This window comes from Cupriavidus sp. UME77 (assembly GCF_014170355.1).
Classification (GTDB): Bacteria; Pseudomonadota; Gammaproteobacteria; order Burkholderiales; family Burkholderiaceae; genus Cupriavidus; species Cupriavidus basilensis.
Genome location: NZ_LZZU01000028.1, coordinates 1 through 17,893, shown reverse-complemented (window position 1 = coordinate 17,893; position 17,893 = coordinate 1). Strand labels below are relative to the sequence as shown.

Sequence of the window (17,893 nt, the reverse complement as noted above, 5' to 3'; positions counted from 1 at the left end):
GCCGGAGCGGGCGGGGCCGGTGGCGCAGGCGGGGGAAGCCAGGACGAAACGCTGAATGGATCGTGGCCCGTATCTGGCGACAGCGGCGCACGCAACGCCGCAAGCCGTTCGCGCGGCGCAAGCTCGGAAACCGGGCGCGCCGCCGGCTCGCTTGCCGCAGCTTGCGCGCGCCGCGGCGCCCCCGCGATCGAAGCCGCGGGGGCAGCGGGCAAGACGCCTGACCTGCTCGGCAGGTTGCGCCCGTAGGCAGCCTTGATGGCAGAGGCCAAGGCCGGCACGCGGTGCTCCGTCGCCTGGTCCCAACCAATCAATGCGGCGATCGCCAAGCCTGTGCCGGCAGTCAGAATTCTCCTGACCAGAGCGCTGTTCATGGCCGGCTCGTCCGATAGATCAGATCGAAGCGGATACGGGCCTCGAGAACATTGCCGTCCACCGCTGGCCGTTCGACATGAATCTCCTGCAGCGCGGCGTTTGGCACGCTGTTGAGAACGGATGCAACAAAACGGCGAATCGTGCCGTACTGATCCTTGACCGGCAGCACGACCTGGTAGTGCGTAAATCCTGCCCCAGGCTCCGTAACGATCTGGTACTGTGCCGATCCCAGGGTCAGATGGCTCTCACGCGCCTGGGAGAAGATCACGGCGATGTCGTTCCCGCTCTCGGCGAAGGTCGTGAACAAGGCCGGCAGCTTGCCCAGGGCGTTCACTTCGGCCGGCGCCCGGCCCGTGTCGCCGGGATTTCGTGCTTTCGCAGCACGGACCTGCCGTGCGCTGTCGAGCAAGCCTCTGGTCTGCGCCTCGACAGTGGGTATCGCGCTCCATGTCGCGGTGGCCGCACCTAGCGCCAGCGCGCCAAGCAGGCCTGGCACGCCAAATGTGCGCCGCATCTCGAAATGCAGCGTCAACAGCAGATCGGCAAGCCGGTGGGTCGTCATGGCTTTCTCCATACCGCGACGATCTGGAAGCGCACCGGCGTCCCGGGCACGTTGGTCTCGATCAGGTGGCCGCTCAACACCGCCTCATGCAGGAGCACGCTACCCTGCAGATACTTCAGGTAGGCGATCATCCCGTCGGCATCCTTGGCCTCCGCCGTGATGCGGATCTGACTCTGCGCGGGACTTTGGTCAATACCGATCAGCGCAACGTCGCGGGCAGGATAATCCTCCACGATGGACAGCAGGCTCTGCCATGGCACGGTAAGCTCGCGCAGGATTGCCTCGCCCTGCTTTTCAGCCAATTTGGCGGCAGGCGTGGGCGCGGTCCTGGGCGGGGGCTTGCCGGCGTTCTCTTCGTGCGCTGCTATCCCGAACTGGGTTCGGGCACGATCATTGTCCTCATACGCGAGCCACAGAGCCCTGGCGCTGAGCAGCAGCATCAATCCCGCCAACATCAGCAGCACGACACCGCTTGGAGCCAGCGTTGCCTGGCGCCGGCTGAAGTCGATCTTGAGCAGCGGCATCATAGCGCGAACCCCATCAAGCGCAGCGGGGCTGAAGCGCTCGACATGATCTCCTGCAAGCGGCGCACGGTGGCGAACCGTTGCTCGAATGCAGAAGGATCAAGGTCGATCCCGCCCAGATAGATCGTGCAGTCCTCTCGCCGCGCATTCGAGAACCGTTCGAAGACTTGCTCGGCAATGGCCGCAAGCCGCGATGTATCGGCAACATCGTCGGCGAACAGGCGGTGCGCGCCATAGGCGACCCAGCGCTTATGATCAATCCACACGGCGTGCAGTGCGGTTTCGGCTACCACCACCAGCATCGAAGCACTGCCGTCGACGGAATGCCGGGCCCGATTCATCGCCTGAGGCAACCCGAGCATCAGGCTTTGCACTTCCACACGCGCCGCCGCGCTGACATCGCGGATGCCATCGTGCAGCGATCTCGACAGCGCGCTGGCGAACACCGCCCTGCCGCCCCGCTGCATCACGGTGCGGATCACGATGGCATCGCCATCCATCCCGAACGTCTCGGCGAAGTAACTCCGGGCAATATCTTCGACCTCCCGCGTGCGCATGGTGCGGAAGTCGCCCCGCAGGATCCCGTGATTGGCCCAGAAATCATCCAGCACGATGAACGCACGGCGCCTCGATTTGGTCGCGCGTCCAGAAACACCGGGGGCTTGCGCCAATGCCTGACCCAGGACGTCGAGCGCGCCTTGCTCGGAGAAGTGCTGTGCCTCGACCATCGCTATGCTGGCGTGCTCGATAACCGGCGGCAAGGACGACTGCGCGGCGACGGCCTTTCCCCCCTGGCGCACGCGCTGCGCCAGGCGCAGCAGATACTGCAGCCTTGTGGGGCGCACCCCGACCGCGGCTGCACAGGTGCCCAGCCCGATTGCGAGGACATCATTCGACGATCGTGACACGATTGATCTCCTCGAGGGTCGTTTCGCCCTTCGCCATCAGCCGAACCGCCGCGGTGCGCAGGGTCTCCATCCCGTGGCGAAGCGCTGCGCTCTTGATGCGGCCGAGCGGCGCTCGCTCCGACAGCAGCTCGCGCAGTTCGTCGTTCATCCGCAGCGCTTCCGCAATGGCGCGTCGCCCACGATATCCCGAGCCACGGCAGGCGGCGCAGCCGAGCCCCCTGCGGAAGCGAAAGCCCGCTGCCACCTCAGGATCGATCCCGGCACGTGCCAGCGCTTGCGCATCTCCCGCCTCCTCGATCGCGCAATCGGCGCAGCATTGGCGAACCAGGCGTTGCGCCACCACGCCGTTCAATGCGGACACGAAGCTATAGGGATCGACGTCCATATTGGTGAAGCGGCCGATGACATCGAACACGTTGTTCGCGTGCACGGTCGTAAAGACCTGATGCCCCGTGAGCGCCGCCTGCACGGCGATCTGCGCCGTCTCGGGATCGCGGATTTCGCCGACCATGATCTTGTCGGGATCGTGTCGCAGGATCGAGCGCAGCCCCCGGGCGAACGTCAGCCCCTTCGCCTCGTTCACCGGAATCTGGAGGATGTCGCCCAACTGATACTCGACCGGGTCTTCAATCGTCACGATCTTGTCAAGACCGTCGTTGATTTCGGTCAGGATTGCGTAAAGGGTGGTGGTCTTGCCACTGCCCGTGGGCCCCGTCACGAGCAGCATGCCGTACGGCATCGATGCGACCGAGCGCATGAAACGCATATCAGCCTCCTGGAAGCCGAGCGCCTCGAGCGTCAAGCCACCTGACGCCTGCGATAGCTGGTAGCGATCGAGAATGCGAAGAACGGCATCCTCGCCGAACAGGTTCGGCATGATCGACACGCGAAAATCGATGTCTCGCCCCGCATATTGGGCCTTGAAGCGACCATCCTGCGGCACCCGCCGCTCGGCGATATCGAGTTCCGAGATCACCTTGACGCGCGATAGCACCTGGTCGGCGACGCCTCGCCCTTCCGCCCGGCCGACCACCGTCAGCACACCATCCACACGGCATTTGATCACCAGGCCGTTCGCCCTGCATTCAAGGTGAATATCGCTGGCCTTCATTTTCAATGCGTCGTAGATTGTCGAATTGAGCAGGCGCACGACCGCGCTGTCGTCGCTGCTGATGCCCTGTAGCGTCAGGGCCAGTGCGGACGGATCGTTGGTGCGCTGTATGGGGTCATCGAAAGCGAGCGTGTCCAGGGCGCGCACATCCTTTTCACGCGCGGCCAGGTAGGCAGTCAGATCGCCAACACTGGCCAGCGACCAACTGTAGTGCACGGTCGGGCGTGCGCGCATGCGTTGATCGACACAGCTGCGGGTTCGCGTGTCCATCGGGTCGGCGATCACGAATAGCAGGCCCGAGCCCTGCCGGAAGCCTACGCACAGCCTGGTAGCCGCCTCGACAAAGGGAAGGACTTCAAACTCCGGCTCAAGCTGATGCAGCTCACGAATACTGATCGGGACCATCCTGAACTCGGCCGCCAACTGCGCGAGAACTTCGTCGGCACCCACGGGCTGCTGTGCAAACAGTGCCTCGAGGGCGCGTATCCCGGAGCCGTGGCGCTCGGCGAGCTCGCGTAGGGTGGCCCGGAACTGAACGCTCCCTCTTTCCATATTCGCGCCGTTCGGATCCATGACGTACCTATTGGAGGCTGGAGGCTATTTCAAAAATTGGCAAATACATCAGGACGACAATGCCGCCGATGACGACGCCGATGAAGATCATCATCATTGGCTCGATCAATCGCGAGATCACGTCGATGGCCCGTGACACCTTTGCCTCCTGGAATCCAGCGATCTTGTCGAGCACGGGGCCCAGGCCGCCGGTTTTCTCGGCGACGGTCAGCAAGCGATAGGTAATCGCGCTTGCCAGCCCGCAATCCTGGAATGCGTCGGACATCTTTCCGCCGTTCCGGATGGCATTCATCGCCGTGGCGAGCGCCACGCGGTCGCCACGGCCGATCAGGCCACGAGCTAGATCGAGTGCCTGGACCGCCGGAATGCCGCCATCGACCAGCATCGCCGAGGTTCTGAAGAACTGCGACTGGCGATAGATACGGAAATGCATACCGATGCCCGGCATCGCAAGGATGCGATCGGCGATCCAGTCGCGCACGCCCTGCCGGCGTAGTACAACGATCGATCCCAGCAGAAACACCGCGAAGCCAGCTACCAGCGAAGACCCGTGCGCGTGGACCAGGCCGCCCCAGGCCATCAGCCATCGCGACAGCAGTGGAAGTTCGCGGCCGCTGTTCTCGAGCAGGTTCGCGAAACGCGGGACGACAAAAGCCAGCAGGAAAAAGACCACCGCCAGGCCAACGGCCATCAGGACGGACGGATAGATGGCCGCCGATACCACCCGGGCACGCAATTCTCGCAATGTGGCGCTATTGCGCGAATAACGCTTCAGGCTTTCGGCAAGGCCGCCAGTTTGCTCGCTGGCCTTTACGCAAGCTATCAGGACCGTCGGGAAGACATCATCCGCATGCTCAAGCGCGGCGGACAATGCGTGGCCTTCATCCAGTTGCCTTAGCAGTTGCCGGTAGGTTCTTGCCGAGGCATCGCGGCCCTCATTGCTGCCCAGCGTGCGTAAGGCGTCAACCACACCAACTCCGGCGTCTAGCAAAGCGGCCAGCTCTCTTGCAAACAACTCCACGTCGAACTTCGTAACCTGCAGCGCTGTCCAGCGGCCAGGCCCGCGCCTGGCGCCGGCGGCCAGCCGAATCGATACCACGCGCAGCCCGCGCGAGCGCGCCGTTGCGGCCGCACTGGCAGGCGAATCACCCTCGACGTGGATTGACTGCACCTCGCCGCAGGTATCAAAGACGCGCATCAGGTACTTCACCTCGTTCTCCCTGTCGGGCCATCCAACCAGCGCGCTACCTCATCGCAGGCAGGGCACGCTTACCAGGACGTGACATCCGCGTTCTCGCCATCGCCTCCAACTTGCCCATCCTTTCCGAAGGAGACCAGATCGTAGTCACCATGCTCGCCTGGCGAGCGGTATTGATAAGGCCTGCCCCATGGATCCAGCGGCACGGCCTTCTCCAGGTAGGGCCCGCTCCAGCGCGGCTCGTTCTGTGGCTTTGCCACCAGGGCTTCGAGCCGTTCTTCCGTGGTCGGGTAGGACCCCACATCCAGGCGATACTGGTCTAGCGCCTTGCTCAACGAGCTGATCTGCGCCTTGGCGATGCTGATGTTTGACTTACCGAGTTGAGCGAAGTATTTTGGTGCAACGAGGCCAGCCAGCAAGCCGATGATGACCAGGACGACCAGCAACTCCAGCAGCGTGAAGCCCTTGGCTTGACCCCAATCCTTCCCGATGCACCGCCTGCCACATGGCCTGGATATACATCCGTGCACGCGCCTGCATATGCGCCTGCAAAGTGGAATCAGTTGCGTATCGATGCGCATGGAAAACCCCTTGCCCTCGGGACGATCGCCTGGGCCCAACCGCGGCCTTTTTCTCATTCTTGGCTAGCGAGCGGTGGGAAAGAAGTAGGGATACCCGCCGAACAGCATGGGTAGAGACCCTCCACATGGCTACGGCAATGAGCCGTATTGGCAATTGGCTTCCCGGGTACATACAATAAGACACACCTGAAGAGAAATGCCCTTGGGCGGCGTCTTCCCGTGTTCCTGGACATCGCCATCGCGCAAGAGGGTGACTAGCGCTTTCCGTCCATCTCGCGCGGACCGCGGCCGCATCAGCACTTTAGGAGTTCCGATGAGCGCAAGCACTCCCCACGGAGGAGAGCATCTGAAACTGCGTGACGTCACCGATGCAATGCGCAAGATGATGGCCGCGATCGATTCGAGCAACAGGGTCCTGCGCGCGATAACAGATGTTCGCGGTACCGCTCTGGCCATTCTCGCGCCGGGCGGACGTTTTTTGTCGGCGAACAGCAGCGCAGCGGCGATGTTTGGCTATTCGATTGCGGACTTGATAGGCAAATCGCTTGTCGAACTGGTTCGGGACAGCGATCAGAAACGCGTTAGCGAGGGATTCTCCGGCAGTGCATCCAGTGCGTTTCACTCCTTTGGTGTGGTCTTGCGCGGACGAGGAGGCCGGGACACCGATATCTTGTTGCACAAACAACCCATTGCGGATAGCGAGGGCATTTTCAGCGCGTTCCTGGTTGTCTTCGAAGAACCCGTCATTTTGCAAGATGGCAGCATCGAGGCGCTGAGCCGTCCTGAATCGGAACTTCGTCGCCTCTACACGCACCTGATGATCGGGCAGGAGAAAGAGCGCAAGCGGGTATCCTCCGAACTCCATGATGGCCTCGGGCAGGCACTGACATTGATCAAGCTGATGGTTGAGGACTCACTGCTGCGCATCGAGCGCGGTAACGTCGAGGAGGCCGTTACGTTACTTGATACCACGGTGCTGCGTATCCGTGAAACCATCGGCGAGGTGCGCCAGATCTGCAACGAACTACGCCCCAGGCTGCTTGATGATCTGGGCTTGGTCCCCGCGTTGGCATCCCTGTGCAGGCAGATAGAGCACGGCAGCGGGAAGGTTGTCGTCATCTTCGATTGCCGGGTCCGGGAAGACGAGATTCCGGACAGTCTCAAAGCGGATATGTTCCGGGTGGCGCAGGAGGCGATGAACAACGTCGTGAAGCACGCGGTGGCAACCGAGATCAGGGTGACATTGCAACGCGATGCCAGCGGCATCCTGCTAACGATACAAGACAACGGCATCGGCTTCGAACAGCTTCCCCTTTCGGCCGACGACGCGTCCTTCTCGGGGCTGGGCCTGATCGGGATGCAGGAGCGGGTCGAATCGAATGGCGGGAGTTTCTCGCTCCAGTCAAGCGAGTGCAGCGGAACCCTCGTCTCGGCAACGTGGAGAGCCTGATCCGCCGCGGGACAATGGCAACGTGCCTGTATCGGCTTGTCGTGCTGCCATGTGCCTCATTGCCGCGCAAGCTGTGCGGGCGGCCATACGCATGCCGCCCACGCCAACAAACCTACTCTTGAGCGTCGCGACGAGGACAACCAAGCCGATCCTCGTTTCCGGCGGTGCTGCCGGACTGGCCATCTCGAGCGTCATCGGCGTTGCTCGCGTTGTCGTTGGACGCCTCATGTGCATGCGTCAGCGGCGGCTCCACATCGCGAGTCGGATCATAGTATCGCTTGGCCAGGGAGGTGATCAGGCCCATGTTGATTGCGATCAGAACCAGCCCAGTCAGATTTGTGATCCCTAACTTATGCATCAGACTGGCACGATACTTCTCGATGGTCTTTGGGCTGAGGTTCAGGTATTGCCCAGCCTGCTTATTGGATCGTCCTTCCGCAACCAGCTTCAGGACGCTGCGTTCCCTGGCCGTCAGTACATCCCACGCATTCTTATTCGAAGCCTGGTGGTCATTTCCGCTAACAAACGATTCCACCAGGTTTCCATACATTTCCGAACTCAGATGCTTCTTACCCTGCATGACGGCATGCATCGCAAAAACCAGGTCTTCGAACGAAGAATCTTTCAAGACGTAGCCATCCACACCAGCGCGCAGCGCCTCCCGGACGTACTCGTCGCTTTGGTGAACAGTAAGAGCAATGATCCGAACGGCTGGCGTTCGGCGTCGGATCGCGGAGATTGCATCGATTCCGTTCATGCCGGGCATCGATAAATCCATCAGGATCAGGTCCGGATTCAATGAGATAGCAAGATGACACGCCTCTCTGCCGTCTTTCGCCTCGCCGACCACATTGAACTCGCCAATGCTGGATACCATCGAGCGTAGGCCGCTTCGTAGAAGGTGATGATCTTCGACGATCAGAACGTTATATTTTATATTCACTTCCCCCTCCCTTTACCACCCTATTTTCTTTTGTTATTCATTGCTGCGATTTGATAAAATCAACGATAACCTCCCATAAATAATGAATCGAGACAATGTGCGGCCGTAAATGCCGCCGGCATGAGAAAAGTGCCCGCCGGGGGACGAGGCACGAAACTGTTCTGCGTCACGCGATCATTCCCGCTATGCGCTTGATCTGAGCGATGCAGGTACGCCTTGGGCTGCCGCTGTAGTGCCAACGCCGAGCATTGGCCGGCCCGCACCCACTTGGAATCAAGGGGTCCGACAATGAGCCGTGCCCACAACACCTGGTGGCCAGATGGCTTCTGGTGCGATTCTCCGCTGGCATGGGGATATCGCAGCAGGTCGGTGCAGGCCTCCCAGCGCTTGCTCATCATGACCTCTCCCAGCTGGTCTTTGCGTTTCGTAACTTTCTGTAATACAAGGCTAGGAACTAAATTCACGGAGATACACCACCCAGATGGATTAGGGCTGTATTTGGCACAATCCATCTAGACACAAGTTCAATGCATTGCTTTTAATACAATAACGTCACGTCACCGTTGGCCTACATATAGCGAATGCGGTCGTAACATGCACCAGCCCAAACGGCGCTTGTCGTGCAATGTCGTGACACCCAAGGCCGGGCCGGAATATCGGCACGACCTGGGCAAGCTGCGCAGGCGCTTCGCCATCTACCATCCGGACTACTGCTCCGTCGGGCTCTTTGCGCCATCGTCGGCCACGCTGTCGTGGCTCATCGGCTCATCTTTCATCTGCTGCTCGCTCATGCTGTCGGGGCTTGCCGGCTCGTCCTTGATCGGCTCCGCAGCCATGCCACGGTAGTTCTCCGCATCGCTCCGGGCTCCTTCCTGGGCCGTGACTTCGTGATTCATCAGGCTTTTGATGGCGATGTCGCTAACCGTGTCATCAGCAGCAAGAACGCCTGCGGCCGTGAACGCCAAGCTGCAGGCAAGTGCGGCGGCGGTGAGCTTGTTCATGATGGTCTCCCTCAGCGATTCAATAACGGCCCGGGACATCCAGGGGCGAGGCGAGGCGACGCCAGTCCCGGGGTTCTACCACTATGCTCGGCCAAGCGGGTAACAAGAAAAGTAGTAATCCACGCCAAAAGGCATGGGCAAGATCCCCCATTGCGAGGCGGTGCAGATCACGCCCCCCCATCATTCATCTCGTGTGCGATGCGACGCCTTGGTGGCTAGCCCTACCTCATCTGTAGGGTGTTGACCCATGGCAAGCGTGACCGGCCGCCAACAAAATGCAAAGGCCAGGAGGAATCAGGCGCCGCGGCGTGCCGCTGCCATCCCTCGACCCACGGCAGCGATCTTGTTGACGACGTGCAACCGGGAGAAGCAGATGAAGACGAACGCCTCGACCTTCATTGCCATTTCCATCGCCTTCGCGCTTGGCCAGGCAGCACCCGTTTTCTCCCAGCAAGCCACCAGCAAGGACAACGACAGCTTGCCGACGGACACGTTGGCGATCGTGAATGGCGTGGCAATTCCGCTAGCGCGGCTCGGCGACGCCATGCGCGCGGCGCGCCAGCCGGATACGCCGGAACTGCGCCGCCTGTTCAAGCAGGAGCTCATTGCGCGCGAGGTCTTGCGCCAGGGTGCCGAGAAGCAGAACTACGGCATGAAGCCGGCGGTGCAGGAAGCAGTCAATGCCAGCAAGGCTGCTGCGGAGACAGAACTCTACCTGCGGGACAACATCCATCCCGAGCCGATCACCGACGCGCAGGTTAACGCGCGCTACCACGAGATCGTTGGCTTGATGGGCGACGAGGAGTACAAGTTGCGGATTCTATCCGTGAGTGACGATGCTACGGCATCGAAAGTGCTTGAACGATTGCGTTCAGGTGCGGCCTTCGACGCCCTCGTGCGCGAGTACAGCATTGCGTCGAGCAAGGAAGACGGCGGTGAAATGCCGTGGGTCAGTTTCAAGACGCCGGCGACCGAGGGAAAGACGCAAGGTGTGCCGTTGGCGGTCGCGCAGGCCGTGACGCAACTATCCGCCGGCGGCGTTACGCCCACGCCGATTGCCGTCGATAACGTTCGCGTGATCGTCAAGCTGGAAGCCAAGCGTGCGACCCAGGTGCCGACATTCGATCAGATGAAGGGCGCGATTCGCCAGCAGCTGCAAGTGCTCGCCCTCAAGAACGCGAGCGCCGGGTTCATCGGTGCCCAGATGCAACGGGCGACGATTCAGCAATAGTGACGGCAGGCGCCCCCTGCCGGCTGGCGGGAGGCGGGCTATCAATCGCCCCGAGCGCCATGCGCGCACACCCGGCGCCTAGGGGCTCCTGCTACCGCTCAAGCGTCGATAGTGCGCCATCACCATCGGCACGTAGCTTTGCGTTTCCGCGTACGCCGGGATGTGATAGCCCGCGCGGATCACCGCATTCTCTCCTGCGTTGTACGCCGCCAGCGCCAGCTCAACGTCGTCTCTGAACAAATCCAGGAGAAAGCGCAGGTATTTGGCGCCAGCCAGCACATTGTCGCGGGGATTGAGTATGTCGCCCGCGGAGAACCGTCTGGCGGTCTCCGGCATCAACTGCATCAGGCCGCGCGCTCCCTTCTTGGACACCGCGTTCGGGTTGTATCCGGACTCGACCACGATCACCGCCGTGATCAACTCCGGTGGCACCCGGGCATCGCGGCTCGCCTCGGCAATGATCTCGGAGTACTGAGCGGAATCCATCGTCGCGGAAGCAGCGGCGGCATTGTCTTTTCTCGCACCCCGCGCTGCCGGTTCGCTAGAGGTGACAACCAGGTGCAGCGCCGGATTCCCCGGTCTGTCTGTCAGCATGATCGATCCATCGGCACCGACGGCGCCGAATATCTGGGCCTGTGCCACGCGCGGGCAAGCCAGGCTCAATGCGAAAGACGCAATGAGAAAGCCAGCTCTCAGCAAGGGCGGCAACACGCAAGCACGCATCTGGATATCCCCCAGACTGCATTGTGCAGATGGGCAACGAGATGCGGCATGGGTTGGCTCCCTACTGCTGCGGTAGGGCAAACCATCGCAGCCCGTTGCGCCCCCACCCGACGGCGGCGCTCGCGACGCGCTCTATCCCAAGCCAAGGGTGGATGCACCCAAGCGAGCGAGAGTAGATCTCCCCCATTAACGACTGCGCGTGGCTGATGGCACCGTAGTAGTACGCGCCCACCAGCAGGTCGGTGAGATCCGGACCGTACGCGTACCGTTCTCGGATTCACCAATAATGGAGAAGCGACAGTCGTGGAAGCGCGCGGTCGCGTGCATGTATCCAGCCACCTGACGCCGCCGGCATAAATTCAAAAATTCTGAACAATATATCCGGATAAGACTGGTCTAACGCACCGATGACTCTCCTATAGTTCGTTACATGGACGGCGCGCACAAACAAAGCAACGTTCTGGCAGTCGCAGCGAATAATCAACGAAATTCAACGAATTTTAAGATACTGGAGAACATCATGACCAAGACCTTCGCCCTCAAGCTCGCTTCCACCCTCGTGCTCTCGCTCGCCGCCATCGGCGCCGCCCAGGCCGCTTCCGCCAGGGACACCCTCGCCGGCGACAAGTACGGCTATGAATTCCGCACCTCGGTCCCCGCCGACAAGTACGGCTACGACTTCCGCGCAACCGACACCTTCACCGACGGCGCACGCAGCGGCAAGCTAGATACCTTCACCGAAGGCGCCCGCATCGCCGGCCTGGACCGCTCGGGGGTTTCGGCTTCGCCGGCTCGCGGATTCGACGCCTACACCGACGGTGCACGTGCCGGCAAGTTTGACCCGTACACCGATGGCGCGCTGGTTGCCGGCCTGGATCGCACCGGCGTATCGGCTACGCCGGCCCGCAGCGTCGATGCCTACACCGACGGCGCCCGCAGCGGCAAGGTCGATGTCTTCACCGAAGGCGCCAACGCCTGATGCCGTACCCGCAACTGGCCATCTGCCACGACACCGCCTGAGATGTGGTGTCGTGGCATGGCCGCTGCCTATCAGACCGCCTACCCTCCTGCGGACCTGAGGATGATGGCCAGGACGACACATGCGAAGTCACGCGTAAGCCCTTGATTCTTCATGGACAGGCAGCGGTGATCCATGGAGAAAGCCTTTACCAAATGTCTGCGTCCCTCCGCGGCCAGGGCGCAAGGCGGGGCGGTCCGCTCAATCGCCTCTCGGCGTCCTGACGCGCGGCATGCGCAGCGCCGTGTGCCTCAAGGCAGCCATACAATTTGTTACCTCTGCGGCCATTCGCTGACACCGATCGGACATGGGCCGTTGATAGCGTCTCCCTGCTGCCCTGTGGCAGTCATTCGAGGAGATATCATGCGAGCAACAAAAAGGCTTACCCTGGCCGTAGCGCTGTCGCTGTCATGCGGACTGGCCACGTCCGCACGCGCGGACGACGACGCCCGTCAGCCGCGTGCCAAGCATGTGCTGCTGGTTTCGGTCGATGGCCTGCATCAGGCCGACCTGGACTGGTTCGTCAACGCAAATCCGGCCTCCACCCTTGCGCAACTGGTCCGCCACGGCGTTGCCTACCGGAATGCGCAAACGCCGTTCCCCTCGGATTCTTTCCCCGGCATGGTCGGCCAGGCCACGGGTGGCAACCCCAGGACCACCGGCATCTACTACGACGACGCCTACAGCCGCAGCCTGCTGCCGGCCGGCACCAAGGCAGCCAGTTGCCACAGCACCAAGCCAGGCGCTGAGGTGTATTACGCAGAGGTGATTGCGAAAGACCTGAACCGGCTGGACAGCGGGCAAGGCATCCCCGGCCTGTACTCGGATTTTTCCAGGATTTCGCAGCTGACCGGGCACCCGCAAGACCTGATCAACCCGGCGTTGCTGCCGGTCTCTGCGCAGACTTGCCAGCCGGTTTATCCGCATCAGTATCTCAAGGTCAACACGATCTTCGAGGTCGCGCACAAGCATGGACTGCGCACTGCCTGGTCGGACAAGCACGCCGCCTACGAGATCCTCAACGGGCCGTCCGGCCAGGGTATCGACGATCTGTTTGCCCCCGAGATCAACAGCTCGGTAACCGATCCGTCGCTGCCCGCCGGCCCGGGTGACGACTGGACCAAGGACAACACACACACACAGCGCTACGATAGCCTCAAGGTACAAGCCGTCCTCAACTGGATCAAGGGCCACGACCATGCCGGCAACGGCTCACCGGGCACCCCCGCCATCTTCGGCATGAACTTCCAGGCCGTCTCGACCGCGCAGAAACTCAATAAATCCAGCTACTACACGGATCCGAACAACACCGCCACCAACGTTGCCGGCGGCCTGGGCGGCTACACCATGAACGGGACCGCGCCCGGCCTGGTGCTGCAAAGCGCGCTGACCTTCGTCAACAACCAGCTGGCGACAATGCTCAGCGTCCTCGACCGCACCAGCACCGTGGTGGTCCTGTCGGCCAAGCACGGCCAGTCCCCGCAGAACCGCGCCGATCTCACCATCATCAACGATGGCGACATGATCGACGCGCTGAACTGCGCCTGGGAGAAATACGCCGCCACGTGCAAGGACTCGTCCAAATCCCATCTGGTGGCCCATGCGATCGACGATGACGGGATCCTGATGTGGTTCAACGACCGGTCTCCCGCCGCGATCAGCTTTGCCAGGAACTTCCTGCTCGGCTATTCCGGCAACGGCCTCGGCTCCGACGCTGCCGGCAACGCCATCGCCAAGGCCTTCAGCCAGGCGGGCGCCAGCAAAATCTACGCCGGCGAAGAAGCCGCTGACCTGTTCGGCGTGGCGCACGGCGACGATCGCGTGCCGGATCTCGTCGGCATCGCGCAGCAAGGTACCGTCTGGGCCGGCGGCAAACTGTCGAAGATCGCCGAACACGGCGGTGATGCCAAGCAGGACCGCCACGTACCCATCGTTGTGTGGGGCGCAGGCATCGACCAGAACATCGTCGACGAGCCGGTCCAGACCAACCAGATCGCGCCGACCATCCTCGCTTTGCTCGGACTCAAGCCGCACGAGCTGCAAGCGGTGCAGGCCGAACACACCAAGGTACTGCCGCATCTGCATTGAGCGGCGCCGGGACAACAGCGCAAGCTGACGGTCCCGGCACAAGGAACGCCCCGTGGCTGTAGAGCCCACGGGGCGTTCCCGCATTCCTGGATTGCGGCGCGGGCACGCCCCTGCCTGCGCAGCGCCATCATTCCAGTTTATGGAATTAACAAATCCCGCCAACGCCATTCCCCAGCACCAGCCGCCGGCATCACAATGCGCTTTGCGCAAAGCAGCGCAGGCACCTGGCTAGTCCGCCAGCCCTCGTCCCCGTTGCACCATCCCCACAAAGAACATGAGAACCATCACGATCAACGGTAAGCCGCAAAAGATCGACCTGCCCGACGACGCCCCGCTGCTGTGGGCCGTGCGCGATCACCTCGGCATGACCGGCACCAAGTTTGGCTGCGGCATGGCCCTGTGCGGCGCCTGCACCATGCATCTGGACGGCCAGCCGATCCGCTCCTGCGTGACCCCGATCTCGGCGGTGGCCGGCAAGAAGATCACCACCATCGAGGGCTTGTCGGCCGACAAGATCGGGCAGGCCTTGCAGGCAGCGTGGGAGGAATTCGGTGTGCCGCAGTGCGGCTACTGCCAGGCGGGGCAGTTGATGTCCGCCACCGCGCTGCTGCACACCAACCCGCACCCGAGCGAAGAAGACATCGACGGGGCAATGAGCGGCAACATCTGCCGCTGTGGCACCTATACGCGCATCCGCGCCGCCATCCAGCACGTTGCCAAATCGAACGTGGCTGCAAAGCCGTCTGCCCAGCCGACGGGAAAGAGGAGCGCCAAATGAGCACGCTGCAATCTGCCGGGCGCCGCACCTGGCTCAAGAGCATGGGTGCCCTCGCCGGCCTGACGTTGACTGTTGGCCTGGACGGCATCGTGCTGGCAGCGGATGAGCCCAAGAAGTACGGCCGCGACGGCATGCCTGGCGGCGCCGTGGATAGCCCGCTGGTGTTCCTCTCCATTGCCGAAGATGGCAAGGTAAGCATCGTCTGCCACCGCTCCGAGATGGGGCAAGGCGTGCGCACCAGCCTGCCGATGGTGGTGGCCGACGAGCTCGAAGCAGACTGGGCGCAGGTGCTGGTGGTGCAAGCGCCCGGCGATGAAATCCGCTACGGCAACCAGAACACCGACGGCTCGCGCAGCGTGCGGCATTTCTTCGAGCCTATGCGGCGCGTAGGCGCAAGCGCGCGGATGATGCTGGAAGCTGCCGCCGCTGCCCGCTGGAATGTGCCGGCAGGCGAAGTCCAGGCGCGCAACCACGCGGTGGTCCACGTGCCGAGCGGCAAGAGCCTTGGCTTTGGTGCGCTGGCAAAGGATGCCGCGCGCCTGCCCGTGCCTGAGGCCGCCAGCCTCAGGCTGAAGGATCCGGCCCAATTCCGCTATATCGGCAAGGACAGCACGCGCAGCATCGATGGCCACGACATCGCCACTGGCCGTGCGCAGTACGGCATCGATGTGCGGCTCGACGGCATGCTGTACGCCGTCATCGCGCGCCCGCCGGTGTTCGGCGGCAAGCTCGCCGGCGTTGACTCTACGCAGGCGATGAAGGTGCCTGGCGTGATCAAGGTGGTGGAACTGGCCGGCAGCCCCGCGCCCGCCATGTTCAACCCACTGGGCGGCGTGGCGGTGATCGCCACCAATACCTGGTCGGCCATCAAGGGCCGCGAGGCGCTAAAGCTGCGCTGGGACGATGGCCCCAACGCCAGCTACGAGTCCGGTGCGTTCCGCGCCACGATGGAAAAGGCCGCAAGCCAGCCCGGCAAGGTGGTGCGCAACCAGGGCGACACGATGGCCGCCCTGTCCGGCCCCGGCAAGCGCGTCACCGCGCAGTATTACCTGCCACATATCGCGCACGCCACGATGGAGCCGCCGGTTGCCACGGCGCGCATTGCCGATGGCAAGTGCGAAGTCTGGACGTCGGTCCAGGCGCCGCAGGCCACGCGCGAAACCGTGGCCGGGCATCTCGGCCTGAAACCGGAGGACGTCACGGTGCACGTGACGCTGCTGGGCGGCGGCTTTGGCCGCAAGTCCAAGCCGGACTTCGCCGCCGAGGCCGCGCTGCTGTCCAAGGCCATGGGTGGCAAGCCGGTCAAGGTAACGTGGACGCGCGACGATGATCTGCATCACGACTACTTCCACACCGTCTCCGTCGAGCACATGGAAGCCATGCTCGGCGCCGACGGCAAGACGCAGGCATGGCTGCATCGCACCGCCGCCTCGACCATCACGTCGACCTTCGTGGCCGGCGCGAAGAACGAAGCCACGTTCGAGCTTGGCATGTCGGCGGTGAATATGCCATTCGACATCCCCAACGTGCGCGTGGAAAACCCCGAAGTGGAGGCGCACACCCGCATCGGCTGGTTCCGCTCGGTGTCCAACATCCCCCACGCCTTCGCCGTGCAATCGTTCGCGGCCGAACTGGCGACGGCAGCCGGGCGCGATCATCGCGACTACCTGCTGGCGCTGCTCGGCCCGGACCGGCGCATCGACCCGGCGCAGCTGTCCGATACCTGGAACTACGGCGAATCGCCACAGCAGTATCCGCTTGATATCGGCCGCCTGCGCGGCGTGATTGAACTGGCCACGCGCGAGGCTGGCTGGGGCAAGACGCTGCCGAAGGGACGCGGGCTGGGGCTGGCTGTCTGCTACAGCTTCGTGACCTACGTGGCGGCGGTGGTCGAAGTGGTGGTGGCCGATGACGGCAGCATCAGCGTGCCGCGCATTGACATGGCGGTGGACTGCGGCGCCCAGGTCAACCCGGACCGCATCCGCTCACAGGTGGAAGGCGCCTGCATCATGGGCATCAGCCTGGCCACCACGGGCGAGATCACCTTCAAGGACGGGCGCGCCCAGCAGGACAACTTCCACCAGTACGAGGTGATGCGCGCGCCCTCGGCGCCGCGCCAGATCCATGTGCACCTGGTGCCGGGCAGGTTCGACGCACCGCTTGGCGGCGTCGGCGAGCCAGCCGTGCCGACCATTGCGCCGGCGCTGTGCAATGCGATCTTTGCGGCTACCGGCAAGCGCATCCGCGCGCTGCCGATCCGGGAGCAGTTGAAGAAGGCTTGAGGCCGGACCTGAATCGCGGGGCGCTGGGTTTCGCGCTCCGCGATTCACATTTCATTTGGCAAACGTGATCGCGCAAAATCGTTGCGGCAAATCACAGCCACAAGACCGCAGCCGCAAAAGCAAAACCCCCCAGTACTTTCGTACTGAGGGGTTTCAAGGGAGAGCCTGGCGATTACCTACTTTCACACGGGTATCCGCACTATCATCGGCGTGGAGTCGTTTCACGGTCCTGTTCGGGATGGGAAGGGGTGGTTCCAACTCGCTATGGTCACCAGGCATAAACGGTGGCCGCGTTGAGGTGTGCTCAACGCAGCAAATAGGGATGTAGTAGGGGTTGTGCGTATCGGCCAAGCTGCTTTTTGCTGCTGCAGCGGCACGCGACACTCACACCAGGTAGAAACACACTGGTTATAGGATCAAGCCTTACGGGCAATTAGTACTGGTTAGCTTAACGCATTACTGCGCTTCCACACCCAGCCTATCAACGTCCTGGTCTCGAACGACCCTTCAAGGAGCTCAAGGCTCCAGGGAATCCTCATCTTCAGGCGAG

16 protein-coding genes, 2 rRNA genes and 1 pseudogene are annotated in these 17,893 nt (G+C 62.5%); 7 read left to right on the top strand and 12 right to left on the bottom strand.

Translation table 11 applies throughout. The features are described from left to right. Nucleotides 1-246 (top strand): annotated as a pseudogene (locus A9975_RS37775) (hypothetical protein); the annotation flags it as partial. A gap of 121 nt (nt 247-367) precedes the next feature. On the opposite strand, the gene A9975_RS11150 reads toward A9975_RS37775, so the two are convergent. Genes A9975_RS11150 through gspG form a run of 6 tightly spaced genes read right to left on the bottom strand, consistent with a single transcriptional unit; the run spans nt 368 to nt 5,829 of the window. Then, nucleotides 368-934: a hypothetical protein gene (locus A9975_RS11150; RefSeq protein WP_183032743.1), complete on the bottom strand. Its 567-nt coding sequence runs from the start codon at nt 932-934 to the stop codon at nt 368-370. Continuing rightward, nucleotides 931-1,461 (bottom strand): hypothetical protein, encoded by a 531-nt coding sequence (locus A9975_RS11145; RefSeq protein WP_183032742.1) that lies wholly within the window; start codon nt 1,459-1,461, stop codon nt 931-933. Before A9975_RS11145 ends, A9975_RS11150 begins: the two co-directional genes overlap by 4 nt. Then, complete coding sequence (locus A9975_RS11140) at nt 1,458-2,366, bottom strand: hypothetical protein (RefSeq protein WP_183032741.1); 909 nt, start codon at nt 2,364-2,366, stop codon at nt 1,458-1,460. The genes A9975_RS11145 and A9975_RS11140 overlap by 4 nt, the downstream gene beginning before the upstream one ends. Beyond that, nucleotides 2,347-4,050: a GspE/PulE family protein gene (locus A9975_RS11135; RefSeq protein WP_183032740.1), complete on the bottom strand. Its 1,704-nt coding sequence runs from the start codon at nt 4,048-4,050 to the stop codon at nt 2,347-2,349. The genes A9975_RS11140 and A9975_RS11135 overlap by 20 nt, the downstream gene beginning before the upstream one ends. 7 nt (nt 4,051-4,057) lie before the next feature. After that, nucleotides 4,058-5,260, bottom strand: a complete 1,203-nt coding sequence (locus A9975_RS11130; RefSeq protein WP_183032739.1) for a type II secretion system F family protein — start codon at nt 5,258-5,260, stop codon at nt 4,058-4,060. Nucleotides 5,261-5,319: 59 nt separating this feature from the next. Further along, nucleotides 5,320-5,829 carry a type II secretion system major pseudopilin GspG gene (gene gspG / locus A9975_RS11125; RefSeq protein ID WP_255503159.1) on the bottom strand — a complete coding sequence of 170 codons (510 nt, stop codon included), beginning with the start codon at nt 5,827-5,829 and terminating at the stop codon, nt 5,320-5,322. Between the two features lie 313 nt (nt 5,830-6,142). Between gspG and A9975_RS11120 the strand changes: the two genes are divergently transcribed. Further along, nucleotides 6,143-7,279, top strand: coding sequence for a histidine kinase (locus A9975_RS11120; RefSeq protein WP_183032738.1), 1,137 nt, complete (start codon nt 6,143-6,145; stop codon nt 7,277-7,279). A 112-nt stretch (nt 7,280-7,391) separates the two neighbouring features. On the opposite strand, the gene A9975_RS11115 is transcribed toward A9975_RS11120, so the two are convergent. From A9975_RS11115 to A9975_RS11105, 3 genes are all read right to left on the bottom strand, one after another. Further along, nucleotides 7,392-8,222, bottom strand: a complete 831-nt coding sequence (locus A9975_RS11115; RefSeq protein WP_183032737.1) for a response regulator transcription factor — start codon at nt 8,220-8,222, stop codon at nt 7,392-7,394. A 59-nt stretch (nt 8,223-8,281) separates the two neighbouring features. Beyond that, on the bottom strand, nt 8,282-8,620 hold the full coding sequence (locus A9975_RS11110; RefSeq protein ID WP_183032736.1) for a hypothetical protein: 339 nt from the start codon (nt 8,618-8,620) through the stop codon (nt 8,282-8,284). Between the two features lie 309 nt (nt 8,621-8,929). Then, nucleotides 8,930-9,223 (bottom strand): hypothetical protein, encoded by a 294-nt coding sequence (locus A9975_RS11105; protein ID WP_183032735.1) that lies wholly within the window; start codon nt 9,221-9,223, stop codon nt 8,930-8,932. 247 nt (nt 9,224-9,470) lie between these two features. On the opposite strand from A9975_RS11105, the gene A9975_RS11100 reads away from it, so the two are divergent. Further along, on the top strand, nt 9,471-10,454 hold the full coding sequence (locus tag A9975_RS11100; protein WP_255503158.1) for a peptidyl-prolyl cis-trans isomerase: 984 nt from the start codon (nt 9,471-9,473) through the stop codon (nt 10,452-10,454). A 78-nt stretch (nt 10,455-10,532) separates the two neighbouring features. Here A9975_RS11100 and A9975_RS11095 read toward each other — a convergent pair whose 3' ends face one another. Beyond that, nucleotides 10,533-11,177, bottom strand: coding sequence for a lytic transglycosylase domain-containing protein (locus A9975_RS11095; protein ID WP_183032734.1), 645 nt, complete (start codon nt 11,175-11,177; stop codon nt 10,533-10,535). Nucleotides 11,178-11,697: 520 nt separating this feature from the next. Between A9975_RS11095 and A9975_RS11090 the strand changes: the two genes are divergently transcribed. The 4 genes from A9975_RS11090 to A9975_RS11075 all read left to right on the top strand — a co-directional run bounded on the left by A9975_RS11090 (nt 11,698) and on the right by A9975_RS11075 (nt 17,343). Further along, nucleotides 11,698-12,156, top strand: coding sequence for a hypothetical protein (locus A9975_RS11090; protein WP_183032733.1), 459 nt, complete (start codon nt 11,698-11,700; stop codon nt 12,154-12,156). A gap of 402 nt (nt 12,157-12,558) precedes the next feature. After that, nucleotides 12,559-14,283, top strand: a complete 1,725-nt coding sequence (locus A9975_RS11085; RefSeq protein ID WP_183032732.1) for an alkaline phosphatase family protein — start codon at nt 12,559-12,561, stop codon at nt 14,281-14,283. Between the two features lie 274 nt (nt 14,284-14,557). Then, the gene (locus tag A9975_RS11080; protein ID WP_183032731.1) at nt 14,558-15,061 is read left to right on the top strand and encodes a (2Fe-2S)-binding protein; all 504 of its coding nucleotides are present in this window, start codon (nt 14,558-14,560) and stop codon (nt 15,059-15,061) included. Continuing rightward, on the top strand, nt 15,058-17,343 hold the full coding sequence (locus tag A9975_RS11075; RefSeq protein WP_183032730.1) for a molybdopterin cofactor-binding domain-containing protein: 2,286 nt from the start codon (nt 15,058-15,060) through the stop codon (nt 17,341-17,343). The genes A9975_RS11080 and A9975_RS11075 overlap by 4 nt, the downstream gene beginning before the upstream one ends. Before the next feature lie 163 nt (nt 17,344-17,506). On the opposite strand, the gene rrf is transcribed toward A9975_RS11075, so the two are convergent. Together rrf and A9975_RS11065 are read right to left on the bottom strand one after the other, a co-directional pair. Continuing rightward, nucleotides 17,507-17,619 (bottom strand): 5S ribosomal RNA (gene rrf / locus A9975_RS11070). 136 nt (nt 17,620-17,755) lie between these two features. After that, nucleotides 17,756-17,893: ribosomal RNA gene (locus A9975_RS11065) — 23S ribosomal RNA — on the bottom strand; the annotation flags it as partial.

Excerpts from the sequence above, each read along its gene's own strand:
- A9975_RS11150 (WP_183032743.1), bottom strand. The coding sequence starts at position 934 with ATGACGACCCACCGGCTTGCCGATCTGCTGTTGACGCTGCATTTCGAG.
- A9975_RS11145 (WP_183032742.1), bottom strand. The coding sequence starts at position 1,461 with ATGATGCCGCTGCTCAAGATCGACTTCAGCCGGCGCCAGGCAACGCTG.
- A9975_RS11135 (WP_183032740.1), bottom strand. The coding sequence starts at position 4,050 with ATGGATCCGAACGGCGCGAATATGGAAAGAGGGAGCGTTCAGTTCCGG.
- gspG (WP_255503159.1), bottom strand. The coding sequence starts at position 5,829 with ATGCGCATCGATACGCAACTGATTCCACTTTGCAGGCGCATATGCAGG.
- A9975_RS11120 (WP_183032738.1), top strand. The coding sequence starts at position 6,143 with ATGAGCGCAAGCACTCCCCACGGAGGAGAGCATCTGAAACTGCGTGAC.
- A9975_RS11110 (WP_183032736.1), bottom strand. The coding sequence starts at position 8,620 with ATGATGAGCAAGCGCTGGGAGGCCTGCACCGACCTGCTGCGATATCCC.
- A9975_RS11105 (WP_183032735.1), bottom strand. The coding sequence starts at position 9,223 with ATGAACAAGCTCACCGCCGCCGCACTTGCCTGCAGCTTGGCGTTCACG.
- A9975_RS11100 (WP_255503158.1), top strand. The coding sequence starts at position 9,471 with ATGGCAAGCGTGACCGGCCGCCAACAAAATGCAAAGGCCAGGAGGAAT.
- A9975_RS11095 (WP_183032734.1), bottom strand. The coding sequence starts at position 11,177 with ATGCGTGCTTGCGTGTTGCCGCCCTTGCTGAGAGCTGGCTTTCTCATT.
- A9975_RS11090 (WP_183032733.1), top strand. The coding sequence starts at position 11,698 with ATGACCAAGACCTTCGCCCTCAAGCTCGCTTCCACCCTCGTGCTCTCG.
- A9975_RS11085 (WP_183032732.1), top strand. The coding sequence starts at position 12,559 with ATGCGAGCAACAAAAAGGCTTACCCTGGCCGTAGCGCTGTCGCTGTCA.
- A9975_RS11080 (WP_183032731.1), top strand. The coding sequence starts at position 14,558 with ATGAGAACCATCACGATCAACGGTAAGCCGCAAAAGATCGACCTGCCC.
- A9975_RS11075 (WP_183032730.1), top strand. The coding sequence starts at position 15,058 with ATGAGCACGCTGCAATCTGCCGGGCGCCGCACCTGGCTCAAGAGCATG.